The organism is Candidatus Dependentiae bacterium, from assembly GCA_013821315.1.
GTDB lineage: Bacteria > Babelota > Babeliae > Babelales > Babelaceae > JACDHA01.
Genome location: JACDHA010000008.1, coordinates 41,365 through 56,351, shown reverse-complemented (window position 1 = coordinate 56,351; position 14,987 = coordinate 41,365). Strand labels below are relative to the sequence as shown.

The following is a 14,987-nucleotide window of genomic DNA, read 5'->3' as shown; positions in this document are numbered from 1 at the left end:
TTAAGCGAAGAAAGAGCATCTGAAACTTGTTTAAAGTACTTAAGAGTCTGGCCTTCAGATCCTGGCATAGATACAGTCGTAACATCAAGTTTCGACACTTTGTCTTTTAAACACAAAACCAGAGCTTCAGCTTTTTTAGTGCCGATACCACTTAAAGAGCTTAATATTTTAATGTCGTTAAGCAGTATTGCTTGCAAAAAGCTTTCCGGTGATAGTTGAGCAAGAGCAGCCAGTCCAATTTTAGGACCTATGCCAGAGCAGCTAATTATCATACTAAATACCGTTTTAGATAGTTTAGAAGTAAAGCCAAACAGTTGTGGCCCTTGTTCAGCATTCCAATGAAAATAGACCTGTAACTCTTGTTTTTGGCCTACGGTGAAAACATGCTCGTCAGCAACTGAAAGATTAAACCCTACCCCACTAACATCAAGAATAATCTGTTGGGAACTAACTTCTTTTACAATACCGTTTAAAAGTGCAATCATCTCTACCTCTATTAATTATATTATTGACAAATACTTTGGTTATGGTACCTTATAACGTATACAATATGCGGGAATAGCTCAATTGGTAGAGCGTTGCCTTGCCAAGGCAAAGGTTGCGGGTTCGAGTCCCGTTTCCCGCTCCATAGACCCCACACACAAAGTCGCATTTTATAATGGTCCCTAAATCCAAGTCTTTTTTCTTAACTTATAGTTTATTATACTTGTAGTATCACATGTCTATACTAAAAAACTATTAAAGGTAGTAACTCATGAAATCTATTATGGAAGAGGCTTCAACTATTGCTAAAGCAATAGAAAAGGCGTGGATGCAAGCAGGTCAACCTAAGGATTTTTCTGTAAAAGTCTTTGAAGAACCGCAGCATAATTTTATTGGTATGACGGTACGTTCTGCTAAAATTGGCATTTTTTTCAATGAACCACAAAGCCAAAAGTCAGAATCTCAGTCATCTAAATATAAACCTAAATCAGCAACACCTGCTCAGCAGCCGCAACAACGCGAACGTCGTGAGCCACGTGCAGCTCAACCGCAAGCATCAGCACCTGTAGAAAATAAGCCAAAAGAGCGCAAGCCGTTGCAACCACGTGCACCTCGTCAACCTGAATCTTTAGCTCAAAACACTGCTGTAGATCAAACTCAGCCAAGTGAAACAGAACAAGCACGACCTACAACACCTGTATGGTCAGATTCTATGGTAACCGATGTACAACAATGGTTAGCACAAACGCTTTCTTTAATGCATAAGCCTGAAGTTCAATTTTCAATTGAGCCAAGCCATTTTCATTTAAAGATTAACTTTGCTCATCCTATTTTTGAAGATAAAAACAGAGAAAAGCAATTTTTTGCTAGCTTAGCAACATTATATCTACAAATGCTTAAGCAACGCTACAGAAGACCTTTAAAGGGCTATAAGATTATTCTTATAGGTGCGTAAAACAAAGATTATCCCTATGCTACTCAATCGCGACGAAGAAACTATTATTGCTCAATGCACTCCGCAAGGAAGTGGTGCTTTAGCTTTACTTCGTTTAAGTGGCGTAAATGCGCGTAGTATAGTTGCCAACATGGCTTCTTTACCAGGCAAAAAAAGCATTATTCAAGTACCCACCCATACTGTTCATTACGGGTGGGTCACTGATTCCTATGGCACTAAAATTGACCAAGTACTCTTTATCGTTATGGACGGCCCTAAAACTTTTACCGGCCAAGATGTCATCGAGATTACGTGTCATAATAATCAATTTATTATTGATGCTATTATAGCTCAAGCAATTGCTTATGGTGCACGTGTAGCTCATGGAGGCGAATTTACTAAACGAGCTTTTGCTCATAATAAAATTGACCTTCTGCAAGCTGAAGCTATAAATGAGCTTATTCATGCCAATACACAACTTGCTTTAAAAAAGTCGCTCGCCCAACTTGAAGGAAGCTTTTCCCATTGGATGGTAGCTATTGAAAAAGAGCTTGTTCGTGCATTAGCATGGTGTGAAGCAAGTTTTGAATTTCTTGATGAAGAAGAAGAGTTTGGCGTCCAAATAAAAAAACATATCCAAGAGCTTCTTACTCAATTAATGCAGCTAAAAAAAACTTTCGATCAGCAGCAACAAATAAGACAAGGTATTCGCATAGCGCTTATTGGATCGGTTAATGCGGGTAAATCTTCACTTTTTAATGCGTTACTCAATCAAAAACGATCTATAGTAACACCTATTGCAGGTACCACGCGTGATGTTATTGAATCAGGAGTATATCGTAATGGTAACTACTGGACTCTAGCTGATACCGCTGGACTGCGTCAAACAACCGATAGTATAGAAAAAGAGGGCATTCAACGCTCCTTTGATGAAGCTCATAAAGCTGATATTATTATTTTAGTATTTGATGGATCACGGGTACTTACACCTGAAGAACATACTATTTATACAAAACTACTTTCAGATTATGCATCCAAAATAATTCTTGTGCATAATAAAGCTGATTTGCCAGAAATAACTGATCATGCATTGGTACCTTTACGTACTCTAGTATTATCGGCTCATACGCGCCAGTCACTAGAATCTCTTGAACAACTTATAGAAGACAAAATAGCTCTTCTATTTCATGCCTTAGAATCACCCTTTCTACTTAATCAAAGACAATTTACGCTCGTACTTGGTTTAGAAAAAAAACTACACGAAATTGTAGCTATGCTTAGTGTTCCGTTTGTACAATACGAGCTTGTTTCTTATCATCTAAAAGATGCTCTTGAGCATGTAAGTGAACTTACAGGAAAATCAGTAAGCGAAGCAGGCATGGACATGGTATTTAAAGAATTCTGCGTTGGGAAATAAGTTTATCTAATTAGTATTAACACAATATACTAAATAAATTAATTCTATTTTAAATTAAATATATAAAAAAATATAAATTATTGACAATAAAGTCTATAAGTTAGTATGATTGACCTATAAACTAAAACCTACAAAAATTATAAAAAAGTAATACTGAAGTATCTAAAGCTCTAGCTGGATACACTATTAAACACTAAAGCATCTATTTAAGCAGTACTAGGCTAGGAACTTTAATAATAAGTTCTTAGCCTAGTACGCTTTGAGCTTAAGTAAATTTGATATGCCAGCCTTTGGCCATAAGATCTCGTAGCTGATCAAACTGCTTTTTAAAATCAGCATCAAGTTCAGTTAAACGGGTAAGACCATTAGTAGTTTTTACCCATGGATTAACGCCTCTAAACTTAGCTTTTAGTACTACATCGTACTTTTTATCATTCAAAACAAATTCTGTTTTATAGTTACGCAACTTAGTCAGTAAGTTTTGTATAATAGAATCTTGCGATTGTGTAAGCTTTTGCCACACAGCATCATCTGTTGAATGATGAAATTCATCTCGATTTATAATACCAAGCTCTAAAGCTCGTCGTATAGCTTCAGCTGCCCAAGTATCAATTAGTAATGCTGTAGGCGATCCCCACGTATGCTCAGTAAGATACAAAGAAATCAAAGCAAACTTTTTAGCTTGCACTGTATCAGTAAAATACCACGTGTTATTATCAAATTTCACTGCATCGAGCAGTGTTTTAATCTCTGGTTTGGTTATAAGACCTGCAAAGAAACCATCTGATAAGTTATATTCTAAACGATCGGCAGATATTTCTGGAAGTTCTGGTTCAAGAGCAGTAAAGTGTTTATTTTTGTGATGTATATCCTGCACTGTGTAATTATAGCTTGCAAGTAGAGGCATTAAACTACTGTTGGTTATAAAAGATTCGTGAATATCATCTTGATAAGCGTCACCTAAGGCCGATTTACGGTAGACAAAGTCACCAACATGCGAAAACACTGTATGAGATACGTCATGCAGCAAGCCTGCAATCTGTTCTTTTAAAGGCGCCTTATAACGTGCCAGTAAAAGCCAAACACCTAGTGAATGCTCAAACCTATTATGCCCTTCTTCCTGTTTTATAACGTAATGATCAACCCCATACTGATGTATTTTTTTAAGACGCTGCATTGTAGGATCTTGTATAAGTTTTACCAGCACCGGTTCATTAATAGTTACTGGGCCATAAAGAGTATCAAAAGAAAGCGTAGGAGTTGAAAACCAGAAAAAAGCTACAGCTAGAACAGCAGTACCCCCAAACAGTAAAGATAGTAATTTTTTAGTCATACTGGTATCCCCTGATATTAATTGACAAATATAACATAATTATGCTATACTAGTAAATAAGAACAAAAAAGGCCCTTATAGTAAGGGCCTTTTCTAAAGTGAGCTTATGCTTTATAAGCGTATACTTCAACGCGACGGTTAGGTGCTTGTTGTTGTCTTGTACCAGAAGGTATAATACACAATTCGCTACCACGACCTACAACACGTAGTTGACTTTCGTCTACACCGTTGCTAACCAAGTAATCTGCAAGTGCTTGAGCTCGTTTTTCTGAAAGCATCATATTATATGCTGAAGATCCAGCTGAGTTACATGCATGCCCTTCTACCACAAGCACAAGGCCTTTATCTGCAAGTTTGCGCGCTATTTGTAGATTATGCTTAAGTGCCCCTTCTTGATCAGGACGCACGTCGTATTGATCAAAATCATAGTAGATACGTTTTAGACCATAGCTTGCGCTGTCTTTTTGAAGATCTCTTGTTGTTTCTTCAGCGTTAACGAGATTCATATCTTCTTCGCTTAAATCAGCTTCATTTGCTAAAGTATTAAATGGGTTTGAATCTTCATCAAGTTCAAACGGATTAATATCTTCGTTAAAATGAGTTGGTTTATTTGGGCAGGTAGGTTCTTCGGTAACCGTAGTACATGTTTCAGTATAGGTTGGCCCAAGAAGGGATTTTTTTCTTCTGCAACATGCTGGTATACTTACTAATAAAAGTGCAAGAGCTATAATTTGTTTATTCACGGTGTTTCTCCCTAGTGTTATTATAATACAATGAGTTCTAGGCAGCAATTTACCATATTTTCACCCTTTTTGCTACCTCATTACACCAAGAGATTATTCTGTGGTATAATAAGTAGCATAAAAAGATTATTTTATTTTCCCTATTTTTTGTTTTAAGAACAATCGTGGAACCTCATGAAAAAAATTTTAATAAACGACTCTCCGTGGCAAACGCGTGTAGCAATTACCCGAGATGACGAACTACAAAACATTTATTTTTGGTCTCATACTACCGAGAACCTAGAACGCAGCTTTTACAAAGGCGTTATTACCAAGATACTTCCTGGTATCCAAACAGCTTTCGTTGATATTGGCCAAGAGCGAGCTGGATTTTTGCATATATCAGAAATCGATCGAGAACTTGCCATTCATCGCATGGCTAATACCGGGCAATTAGAAGATCTTGAAGATGAAGATCATCCAAAACCAGAGCCTACAAGACAACATCTTGATATTAGCAAGATTCTTAAAGAAGGCGAAAATATACTTGTACAAGTAAGCAAAGAACCGGTAAACGAAAAAGGCGCTAAATTAAGTACCTGTTTTACTTTGCCCGGACGTTTTCTTGTATTAATGCCTAATATCCCCCGCATAGGTATATCAAAAAAAATAGAATCACGCGAAGAGCGCCAGCGTCTTAAAGATCTCCTTGCAGAGCATTTACCCGAAGGCATGGGCGCCATTATTCGTACCACTTCTGAAGGTCAAGGGTCACGCGAGATCTTACAAGATCTTACTTATCTACTGAGTACTTGGAGCGTAATTACTAAAAAGTTTAAAGAAGCTGCTCCCCGAGAAAAAATCTACGAAGACATTGATCTTTCTCTTCAAGCAATACGGGATCATTTAGACAATGATGTTGAACTTGTTATATGCGACAATCAAGATACACAAACACGTATTTATAAGTTTGTTAAAACGATAGCGCCTGAACAAGCTCAAAAAGTACGCTATTATGAAGGTCCTCCTAGTTTATTTGAGAAATTTAATATTGAATCTCAAATAGAACAAGCATTACAAAAAAAAGTAACGCTTAAATCTGGTGGTTCAATTGTAATAGAAACCACCGAAGCTATGACCGTTATTGATGTTAATACCGGACGGTATATAGGTCAAAACAGCCTTGAAGATACAATACTCAAAATAAATTTAGAAGCAGCTGAAGAAGTTACTCGACAATTAAGACTACGCAATATTGGCGGCCTTATTGTTATAGATTTTATTGATATGACCAGTTCAGGCAACAGACAAAAGCTCTATAGAATATTTGAAAAGAGCCTTAAAGAACGGGATAAGTTTCAATCAGTTGTTCTTAAAGTATCAGAGTTTGGCCTTGTACAAATGACACGTAAAAGGTCTGGCAAAACGTTAATTCAGCAGCTAACTGATAATTGTCCTACCTGTCATGGTATGGGCTTTATCAAATCGTTACCAAACGAAAGCTTTACAGTATTACGTAAACTCAGACATGAGCTTGAAACTAAAAAAACTACAGGCAATATATCTCTTGCAGTGCATCCAAGTGTCTTTAATTATATAACTAATGCTGAGTATAATTCTATTTTATACCTAGAGAAAAATTACCGTTGCAAGATAACGCTTATAAGCCGCGAGCAATGTGCACCGGGTACTTATAAGCTAGAGCAACCCTGGTAAAAAACAAATCAAACAAACTGTAATTACACAAGGGAGTTCGCTATGAACTCCCTTTTATCTGTTATTTTCTTTAAGCCAGGTCACCAATTTTTTTATAGCGATAGTTCTATGATTAAACTGCTCTTCAAGCGGTGTTAACTTAAGTTCAGCAAAAACCTTGTCATACCCTTGAGGGACAAAAATATGAGTAAACGGTAGCTGTGTATGAGTGATAATAACATCTTTAGGCTCTACTATATGCCCTTTACAAATACCTTCAAAAATATGGAAAGACGTGGGTCCGTCACTGTAGACTAAACAACTTAAAAAATAAGCATGCGGGTCGTCGCTTGCCAATTTCCAAAAGCCCTCAAATCCTATGCCTTTATACACATATTTAGTTAACGGCCCGGGAAAATTATAATATTTTTCTAAGTAAATGCCGCCGTCATCTATAAGTAACGGCTTTTGTAATATTTTCCATGCTTGTTGCGCTTTATCAAGAGCTATTTCTTGTACATCAAGTGACTGTATTTCAGGTAAATCTAAAGCAACATGCTCAAGCTCAATAGACGGTTCAAACTGGTTAAGCCAACGCTTAACCTCTGCAAATTTCCCCGTATTAGTAGTTACAAAAGCTAACTTTTTGATCATATTTTTTCTCCGCTAGATTAAAAAAAAAGATCCCCAAAGCAAAGTGCCTTAGGGTTCGATAACTGTATGCTTGAGCTTATTTAAATTTACTTGTATATTGTTAATCAGATTTTACTATTATAGCATACTGTCGCGTTTCAAGCCATGATCAAAAAGATGATCTTGAGCAGTGACTGGGAAAGATTTATGAAGAAACTTCCTTTAGGAATTCAAACGTTTGAAAAGATTATTGCTGACGATTATATTTATGTTGATAAAACAGAGTATATCTATTCTTTAATTAATAGAACTAAAGGGGATTATTATTTTCTTTCACGTCCACGACGCTTTGGAAAATCACTGCTTGTCTCTACACTTAAAGAGCTCTTTTCTGGCAATAAGCATCTTTTTAAAGACTTATGGATTAGTACAACCAACTATGATTGGCAACAATATCCTGTTATCTATTTAGACTTTTCAAGAATCGACCATGCAACAGTAGAAGAATTAAAAATCAGTTTATCTTGGACGCTTACTACATTAGCTGAAAAATATAACATTGTTCTAACTGATGCTCCTACTCTTGGTGCAAAATTATCTACTCTTATAGAAAAGCTTTCTCAAATAAATAAAGTGGTAGTACTTATTGATGAGTACGATAAACCTATACTTGATCACTTACATAACCCCGATATGGCCCAAGCTCAACAAGCTGTTTTAAGAGATTTCTATGCTACCATAAAAAGCATGGAAGCACACTTACGCTTTATCTTTATGACAGGTGTAACTAAGTTTTCTAAAACATCAGTTTTCTCAGGACTTAACAATCTTCAAGATTTAACGTTAAATTCTTTAGCATCTGCGCTTTTAGGTTACACACATAAAGAAATTGATACCTATTTTAAAAGTATTATAACTAGGACTGCTCAAAGTCAGGGAGTATCTTACGACACTCTACGTGAAACTATTAAAGCTTGGTATAATGGCTATCAATTTTCTCAAACACCAATAAAAGTATATAATCCTTATTCGGTTTTACTGTACCTTTCAAGTGGCCAATTGCTTAACTATTGGTTTGAAACAGGGACACCATCATTTTTAGTACAGCTTATAAAAGCAAAAGACTACCCCATAGAAGCTATTGAACATGCGGAAATTAGTGCCTTAGAAATGGGATCTTTTGATATTGATCATATAGACGTTATTACACTTCTTCTACAAACAGGCTATTTAACTATTAATAGTTATAATGAGCAAACACGTAATTATCAACTACGTTATCCCAATGAAGAGACTAAGATTTCATTTTTATACTACTTTGTAAATAGCTTAACAACAACTTCTGTTTCACTTTTTAGCAACAATATTTTTAAGCTTACTCAAGCACTTAAGCAAAACAACCTTGACCTTTTTTTCTCGACTCTTCAAATATTTTTTGCTGCTATTCCTTATAATATGCAGCTTGCTCAAGAGAAATATTACCAATCTATTTTCTATGTTATTGTAACGCTTATAGGTGCTTATACACATGCTGAAGTTACTACCAATAAAGGCAGAATTGATGCTGTTATAGAAACCACCTCTCATATCTATATTTTTGAATTTAAACTAGATCAATCAGCAACAATTGCCCTTGCACAAATAGAAGATAAACAGTATTACCAAAAGTATCTCCACTCTACTAAACATATAGTACTTGTTGGAGCAAGCTTTAGCACCCAAAATAGAAATATAAAAGAATGGATTATCAAAGATAGTATACGTGCCGATACACTTTGTTCATTTATCTAATGGTCTTGTTATAGATAACCACCGCTTATTAAAATATGTTCATACACAATAAAGCAACTCATCCTCTATTTTCTAAAAGTAGGAGATGAATTGCTTTATTACATTAAAAACTTATTTAATGGGACGACCACCACGTAGTTGGCGTGTTTTACGATCAGGAAAAGGTGCTCCTCGCTCATGCTCAAATTGCTCAAGCGTACGCGCTAAAGCGTACTGAGCAAAACCTGCAAGGGTAAGTCCTGGTTCCCAATAAACTGCATTTTTAACTTTATCTATAAGCTCTTCGGGTATATGTATAGTTACTCGCTGCTTTTTAGAGCTCGTATGATCTTCTATGTTAAGCTCTTGGGCATGAAGCTCATCAATTATCGTAGTTGCATGAGACTCAGTATAAACAACCTGTTTGGGCACATCTTGGACCGTGCAAGTGTTAACAGTTTGTTGAGCTTGTTGACAAGCAGCTGGAGCAAAATCTACACAAGGAGCTTGTGTAACTTCCAGAGCATCTTGATTTACTGTTACTGTAGGCTTACACTCTAAAACTTCAATAGCTGGGCTTACATGAGCTTGTTGAACGGGTATTTCTTGCGGTGCTTGAGCTTGCAACTCTTGAATAATTTCTTGTGTTTGAGCTGCTAACTGCTCAGGGGAGCCTTCTTGTGTATAGGGTTGCGCTCCTGATAAATATAATTCTAGTGGATTGATACCAATGGTTTTTTGGCGCGACTGCTTCATAGTGCCACTTTCGTCTTTAAAAAAATTATAAGCTTTGCATAGCTGTTTGCATCTTGAGTAACGTATGAGAAAGCCTAAACTGCTCTTGATGAATAACTTCATCAGCTAGAGCATTATAATCTTTAGCTCCATTGCTTTCACTATCATACTCCATAATAGGTAGACCAAATGAAGGAGCTTCTGCAAGCTTTACATTTTCTCTAATTGCTGTTTTGTACACAAGATCTTTAAACTTACTACGCAATTCTTCAACTATCTCTTTTGAATGCTTGGTACGGCAATCAACACGACAAGCTACTATACCTGATATTTTAAGCATGCTATTAAGTCTGCTTTTAATAATTTCAACTGTTTGTAATAGTTGCACTAGTCCTGCAAGAGCCATAATACGTGCTTCAACCGGCACAATTACTTCGTCACATGAAGTTAAGGCGTTAACGGTTAAAATACCAAGCGTAGGAGGACAATCTATAAGTATATAATCGATTGACTTATCAACTGCTTGTAAGCGTTGCCTTAAAATAGTTTCTGCACCAAACTCATTAGCAAGAGCTTTTTCTAAACCAAAAAGCCACGAAGATGCAGGAATAACACTTAGACCTTCAATAGTTGTAGGCAAAATAATGGTATTAATAGAAATATCTTCAGTAAATAATCTTAGTAACCCACGATCGTTATTGGTCATACCAAACCATAACGAAGTAGATGCTTGAGGATCTAAGTCTATTACAAGCACTTTGCGTTTTTTTAAAGCTAAAGCTGCCGCTAAGTTAACTGTAGTAGTAGTTTTTCCACTACCACCCTTTTGATTGATAATTGCAATTCTTCTCATAACTACCCTTCTGTTTTCATCTTATATAGGTGTATGCTATCACACCAATAACAGGTTTAACAACATTTATGATAAAACTTTTAAAGCATACCTTTAACAGTATTATTACCCTAAGCAGTTACAGCCGTAATATCTGTAAAGAATCTATTATATCCCTTACTTAAAAGCCCGTATACATCTGTTTTCCTGCCAATAGTTACAATAACAGTAATACCCTTATAGTAAGGTATACAAACATTTAAGGTATTTAATCTATAAGTGTTTAAAGCATAAATAGTATCTATTGAGTACCATTACACCAATTAATGTATTACCTAAAATAGGGCTAAATAAAGACATTAGATATATTTATGTAAAAGAATAAATGGCCGATTGGTGGCCTTTGTAAGCGTTAGTGTAGTTATCATAAATACAAAAAAGACAAACATCAGCCTGATTAACTGGGTAAACTACAAAAGCATTTTCACTTATAATACAGGGTTTGTATACGTTGTGGTTATTACTATAAATACTAGCAACAGGCTCTATTACATACGTAAAAGTACTTTATGTTTATGGTAGAAATACCTGTTAACAACTGGTTTATGCTTTTTATTACCTTATCTACTACGCACAAAAACATGCTTTTATAACCCATTACAGGTGTTGCTGTATAAGTAATCAACGTACACAACCGGAGGGGAATATGCTTTTAACATTATAAACATAAATACTTGTATCAGTAGGTAATAGAGCAGGTTGACACCAATTATTACTTGTAATAAATAGCTCTAGTAGTGTTTAAGTAACAATTGATGCTATTGTTGATAATAGCAGTGAGTATGTTAAAGCTGCCTTTAGCAGTTTTAACAGTTTTATTGTTTAAGTAAGTATTTAGGTATTTTAAGATATAAGTACTATTTACAGGATTAACTCTTTAGGAAGTAAACACATTAAATAAGCTATTTCTTGTATTTGTGTTAAGACATTAAAAAGTAAACGTACACGTTTATGCATACGTTTGCTTTTTAATTATTTCTTAATGTAAAAAGCTACTTGACTAGGTTAGCTTGATTTTGTAAATAATAAGCCGCAGCCGATAGTGTGGCTGTTCTCATACTAGGTTTGCTATTAGCAACGCTCACAATAGCCAAAACTATTACAACGTTTACCAGGACAACACTCGTCATCTTGATTGCATTTGGTATCACTACGTTCCCAGTCGCAACTTTCATTAGGGCATGCTGATTGTTCACGTTGCTCTTTACCACAACACGCACCAAAAAGTGTTTTTTGTAGGGTAATAATGCCTATACTAAACAAGGCCAGCATACATAAATAACTAAAAGTAAGATTTTTCATGGGGTACCTTTAATGTTAATAGTATAATTATCTATCTTATTTATTATTATACACGAAACTTAATTTAAATTACAATAAGTTAATTAAATATTATTAAAATAAAATAAAAATACATATCATATTCAAGCTAACACTATACTTCGGGTATGCTATACTAGCATTAAGACGAAAAATACTCTTTAGACACTCTCTAAGAGAACTACTCTCATAAGGGATATAATGGTACAAAAATACAAAAAGATCGCTCTATACCTTCTGTTAACGGGGCTTCTTATATTTATTACGCTCTGCACATTACTCCCTCGATCTTTCATCCATCCTCTAAAACGGTACGTGCATATTAAGACTGGCCACAAAATGGCCTATTTTACGCTGACAGCGTTACTAACTTTTATTTTTAGAACAACTACACAGTATAAACGCTTTTCAGCCTACTGTGCCGCTTTACTGCTTGCTACAAGTTTTGGAGCCTTACTTGAGCTTGGACAACGCTTTACGCTTACCCGTGAGGGTAGCATTAAAGATGTAGGTATCAATTTTATAGGTGGGGCAATCGCAAGCTGTCTATGCCTTACTTGTGAGCTGGGTTACTGGGTTATTTGTGGCCGTAAAAAAACAGGCAAAAAAGCAGGTAAGCAAGTAGGCAAAAAAAGAGTTTTATGATACTTTATATCTATAAGCAGCTTGTAGCAGCCCTAAATTATTTTAGCAAAGGAACCCCATGAGCCAAGAAACTTCTATTTTTTCTCGCTACCCTGATTATGAAACAACTATTGGTATTGAGGTACACGTTCAGCTAAAAACTAACAGTAAAATTTTTTGTACTTGTTCCAACAGCATAACAACTCATCCTAATACTAATATTTGCCAAATTTGTACCGGGCAACCAGGAGTACTTCCTGTTTTAAATAAAGAAGTAGTCTCTGCTGCCATAAAAGCAGGTCTAGCAACAAATTGTACTTTAACACCTGTTTCTTGCTTTGCACGTAAACACTATTTTTACCCTGATTTACCTAAAAATTATCAAATTACCCAAAGCGACAGACCTATCTGCAGCGAAGGCTACGTGCCTATCAGACTTGAAGATGGCTCTGTTAAGCATATTCGATTAATCCGTATCCATATGGAAGAAGATGCTGGTAAAAATATTCACTCGAATCACAGCAACGAAAGTTTTGTTGATTTAAATCGTACCGGTACACCGTTACTAGAAATAGTTACCTATCCTGATATTTCAAGCGCTTACGAGGCACGTGAGTATCTTAAGGCCCTACGCCTTATTGTACAGTATCTCGATATCTGCTCAGGCAATATGGAAGACGGGGCTTTTAGAGCTGATACCAACATATCAGTACGCAAAAAAGGGGCACCACAACTAGGCACCAAATGCGAACTTAAAAATATTAACTCGTTTAAGTTTATTTCTGATGCTATTGAGTATGAAACAGAGCGCCAAATTGAACTCATAGAAGAGGGCGGTAAGGTAAAACAAGAGACACGCCTTTGGAACACTAAAGATCGCAAAACAGAATCAATGCGTAGCAAAGAAGAAGCTGCAGATTACCGTTATTTTGATGATCCTGATTTGCCTCTTATTGCTCTCGATCCAGCTACTATAGAAGCAACACGCGCAGCAATGCCAGAACTTCCTTGGGCAAAATTAGAACGTTTACAAACTCAGCATACCCTAAGCGCTTATGAAGCTGAAATTTTAGTAAACGATCAGCAACTTGCTAATTACTACCAAACAGCCGCTCAACATACTCAAAGCAAACAGCTTATCAACTGGGTGCTGCGTGATATAATGGGTCTCCTTAAAGATCAAAAGATAAGCTTAAATGATTGTAAAATTACCCCGGTTATGCTTGCTCAATTAGTAGAGCTCATAAGCAAAGGGGCTATAAATAATAGAGCAGCTCAAGAAGTATTTGCACTTATGGCGCGTACGGGCGAGCAACCAGACGTTATTGTAAAAGAAAAGGGCCTTGAGCAAGAGGATAACTCTCAAGAATTAGAAGTTTTAATAAAAGAAATAGTGGAGGCTAATCCAAAAGTAGTAGCCGATTATAAAGCTGGAAACGAACGTTTACTTGGCTTTTTTGTAGGACAAGCAATGCAAAAAACTAAAGGCAAAGGTAATCCGCAACTTATAAACGAACTACTTAAAAAATATTTAAGCTAAGAGTAGAGTAGTTATCAGTGCACCATAAGCCCGTGCACTGATTGTTGAAAATCTATAAGTCCAATTGGCATTTAGTTTTCAATTTTAAAATTTACAAAATACTATTGATGTCTAAAATAAAAGTTTTCTATACTTACACATGAAGCACGTATAAATAAGTATCTTAAAGGGAGAGACTTTAATGAACAAAAAACTACTGCAACTAGGCGCTTTGCTATTCTTTTTAGCTTATAAGCCTTTTAGTTGCTCTGCATTGTATAGCACACATACTAGCCCAACTTATTCAAAAAAGCAGCGTAAGCAATATTATAGCCATGCAGGTATACTGCCTATTTTAGAACATAACAATAAAAAATATATGGTACTTGGCAAGCTACCAGGCAAACTCCATTTCTACGGTGATTTTGGTGGTACCCAAGTTAAAAAAGATAATAATAATCCTGTATGGACCGCTGCACGTAACTTTTCAACACGATCAAATAGCACGTACGAAGATATTTTTGCATTGCTTAAAAGCCAATGTTTACAAACAACCTGTGTGCTTAAAGCAAACAATGGTCGCTATATAATCTACCCTATTGAAATTAGCCTGAACAACTTGGACCCACTAAAAAAAATAGGCACTTCAAGTGCTCTGCTACAAAATCATCCAGCTTACGGTTTTATAGAACTTTCAGTGCTACAAAAACAAATAGAAAGCCTTAACAAAAATGCTCCAGCAAAAGATTTAGTTATAAAAACAAGTACAGGCAAAAGCGTTACTATTAGATGTGAACTTATTGACGCTCTGCTTAATAAGCCAAGCTTTTTTGAGAAATTCAATAAATAATTAAAAGCTTTTTTAAAAGAAGAGAGACACGTACAATTACGTGTCTCTCTTCTTTTAGAT

General features: G+C 35.8%; 14 protein-coding genes and 1 tRNA gene. 8 read left to right on the top strand and 7 right to left on the bottom strand.

Annotation, left to right across the window (positions count from 1 at the left end):
• Positions 1 to 485, bottom strand: a 485-nt coding sequence (locus H0X48_02985; protein ID MBA3954257.1) for a hypothetical protein, incomplete at its 3' end; no start/stop codon positions are given.
• Positions 486 to 552: 67 nt separating this feature from the next.
• Here H0X48_02985 and H0X48_02980 point away from each other — a divergent pair.
• The 3 genes from H0X48_02980 to mnmE all read left to right on the top strand — a co-directional run bounded on the left by H0X48_02980 (position 553) and on the right by mnmE (position 2,834).
• Positions 553 to 628 (top strand) — tRNA-Gly (locus tag H0X48_02980).
• Between the two features lie 126 nt (positions 629 to 754).
• Entirely contained in the window at positions 755 to 1,438 is a 684-nt protein-coding gene (locus H0X48_02975) for a hypothetical protein (protein ID MBA3954256.1), read from the top strand.
• Positions 1,439 to 1,454: 16 nt separating this feature from the next.
• A complete protein-coding gene (gene mnmE, locus H0X48_02970; protein ID MBA3954255.1) occupies positions 1,455 to 2,834 on the top strand; it encodes a tRNA uridine-5-carboxymethylaminomethyl(34) synthesis GTPase MnmE in 1,380 nt (459 codons plus the stop codon).
• Between the two features lie 265 nt (positions 2,835 to 3,099).
• Here the strand turns inward: mnmE and H0X48_02965 are convergent, their stop codons facing one another.
• Both H0X48_02965 and H0X48_02960 read right to left on the bottom strand, forming a co-directional pair.
• A complete protein-coding gene (locus H0X48_02965; protein ID MBA3954254.1) occupies positions 3,100 to 4,167 on the bottom strand; it encodes an HD domain-containing protein in 1,068 nt (355 codons plus the stop codon).
• Between the two features lie 104 nt (positions 4,168 to 4,271).
• A complete protein-coding gene (locus H0X48_02960) occupies positions 4,272 to 4,910 on the bottom strand; it encodes an OmpA family protein (protein ID MBA3954253.1) in 639 nt (212 codons plus the stop codon).
• A 174-nt stretch (positions 4,911 to 5,084) separates the two neighbouring features.
• On the opposite strand from H0X48_02960, the gene H0X48_02955 reads away from it, so the two are divergent.
• Positions 5,085 to 6,605 (top strand): Rne/Rng family ribonuclease, encoded by a 1,521-nt coding sequence (locus H0X48_02955; protein ID MBA3954252.1) that lies wholly within the window; start codon positions 5,085 to 5,087, stop codon positions 6,603 to 6,605.
• A 54-nt stretch (positions 6,606 to 6,659) separates the two neighbouring features.
• On the opposite strand, the gene H0X48_02950 is transcribed toward H0X48_02955, so the two are convergent.
• Positions 6,660 to 7,238, bottom strand: a complete 579-nt coding sequence (locus H0X48_02950; GenBank protein MBA3954251.1) for a hypothetical protein — start codon at positions 7,236 to 7,238, stop codon at positions 6,660 to 6,662.
• Between the two features lie 186 nt (positions 7,239 to 7,424).
• Between H0X48_02950 and H0X48_02945 the strand changes: the two genes are divergently transcribed.
• Positions 7,425 to 9,008 carry an ATP-binding protein gene (locus H0X48_02945; GenBank protein MBA3954250.1) on the top strand — a complete coding sequence of 528 codons (1,584 nt, stop codon included), beginning with the start codon at positions 7,425 to 7,427 and terminating at the stop codon, positions 9,006 to 9,008.
• 111 nt (positions 9,009 to 9,119) lie between these two features.
• Here the strand turns inward: H0X48_02945 and H0X48_02940 are convergent, their stop codons facing one another.
• From H0X48_02940 to H0X48_02930, 3 genes are all read right to left on the bottom strand, one after another.
• Positions 9,120 to 9,743, bottom strand: a complete 624-nt coding sequence (locus tag H0X48_02940; protein MBA3954249.1) for a hypothetical protein — start codon at positions 9,741 to 9,743, stop codon at positions 9,120 to 9,122.
• Positions 9,744 to 9,768: 25 nt separating this feature from the next.
• A complete protein-coding gene (locus H0X48_02935; protein ID MBA3954248.1) occupies positions 9,769 to 10,575 on the bottom strand; it encodes a ParA family protein in 807 nt (268 codons plus the stop codon).
• A gap of 1,110 nt (positions 10,576 to 11,685) precedes the next feature.
• Positions 11,686 to 11,916 carry a hypothetical protein gene (locus H0X48_02930; GenBank protein ID MBA3954247.1) on the bottom strand — a complete coding sequence of 77 codons (231 nt, stop codon included), beginning with the start codon at positions 11,914 to 11,916 and terminating at the stop codon, positions 11,686 to 11,688.
• Between the two features lie 219 nt (positions 11,917 to 12,135).
• Between H0X48_02930 and vanZ the strand changes: the two genes are divergently transcribed.
• From vanZ to H0X48_02915, 3 genes are all read left to right on the top strand, one after another.
• Positions 12,136 to 12,579: a VanZ family protein gene (vanZ, locus tag H0X48_02925; GenBank protein ID MBA3954246.1), complete on the top strand. Its 444-nt coding sequence runs from the start codon at positions 12,136 to 12,138 to the stop codon at positions 12,577 to 12,579.
• Positions 12,580 to 12,637: 58 nt separating this feature from the next.
• Positions 12,638 to 14,098, top strand: a complete 1,461-nt coding sequence (gene gatB / locus H0X48_02920; protein ID MBA3954245.1) for an Asp-tRNA(Asn)/Glu-tRNA(Gln) amidotransferase subunit GatB — start codon at positions 12,638 to 12,640, stop codon at positions 14,096 to 14,098.
• Between the two features lie 181 nt (positions 14,099 to 14,279).
• On the top strand, positions 14,280 to 14,927 hold the full coding sequence (locus H0X48_02915; protein ID MBA3954244.1) for a hypothetical protein: 648 nt from the start codon (positions 14,280 to 14,282) through the stop codon (positions 14,925 to 14,927).
• Positions 14,928 to 14,987: the final 60 nt, after the last annotated feature.

Excerpts from the sequence above, each read along its gene's own strand:
- H0X48_02975 (MBA3954256.1), top strand. The coding sequence starts at position 755 with ATGAAATCTATTATGGAAGAGGCTTCAACTATTGCTAAAGCAATAGAA.
- mnmE (MBA3954255.1), top strand. The coding sequence starts at position 1,455 with ATGCTACTCAATCGCGACGAAGAAACTATTATTGCTCAATGCACTCCG.
- H0X48_02965 (MBA3954254.1), bottom strand. The coding sequence starts at position 4,167 with ATGACTAAAAAATTACTATCTTTACTGTTTGGGGGTACTGCTGTTCTA.
- H0X48_02955 (MBA3954252.1), top strand. The coding sequence starts at position 5,085 with ATGAAAAAAATTTTAATAAACGACTCTCCGTGGCAAACGCGTGTAGCA.
- H0X48_02950 (MBA3954251.1), bottom strand. The coding sequence starts at position 7,238 with ATGATCAAAAAGTTAGCTTTTGTAACTACTAATACGGGGAAATTTGCA.
- H0X48_02945 (MBA3954250.1), top strand. The coding sequence starts at position 7,425 with ATGAAGAAACTTCCTTTAGGAATTCAAACGTTTGAAAAGATTATTGCT.
- H0X48_02940 (MBA3954249.1), bottom strand. The coding sequence starts at position 9,743 with ATGAAGCAGTCGCGCCAAAAAACCATTGGTATCAATCCACTAGAATTA.
- H0X48_02935 (MBA3954248.1), bottom strand. The coding sequence starts at position 10,575 with ATGAGAAGAATTGCAATTATCAATCAAAAGGGTGGTAGTGGAAAAACT.
- H0X48_02930 (MBA3954247.1), bottom strand. The coding sequence starts at position 11,916 with ATGAAAAATCTTACTTTTAGTTATTTATGTATGCTGGCCTTGTTTAGT.
- vanZ (MBA3954246.1), top strand. The coding sequence starts at position 12,136 with ATGGTACAAAAATACAAAAAGATCGCTCTATACCTTCTGTTAACGGGG.
- gatB (MBA3954245.1), top strand. The coding sequence starts at position 12,638 with ATGAGCCAAGAAACTTCTATTTTTTCTCGCTACCCTGATTATGAAACA.
- H0X48_02915 (MBA3954244.1), top strand. The coding sequence starts at position 14,280 with ATGAACAAAAAACTACTGCAACTAGGCGCTTTGCTATTCTTTTTAGCT.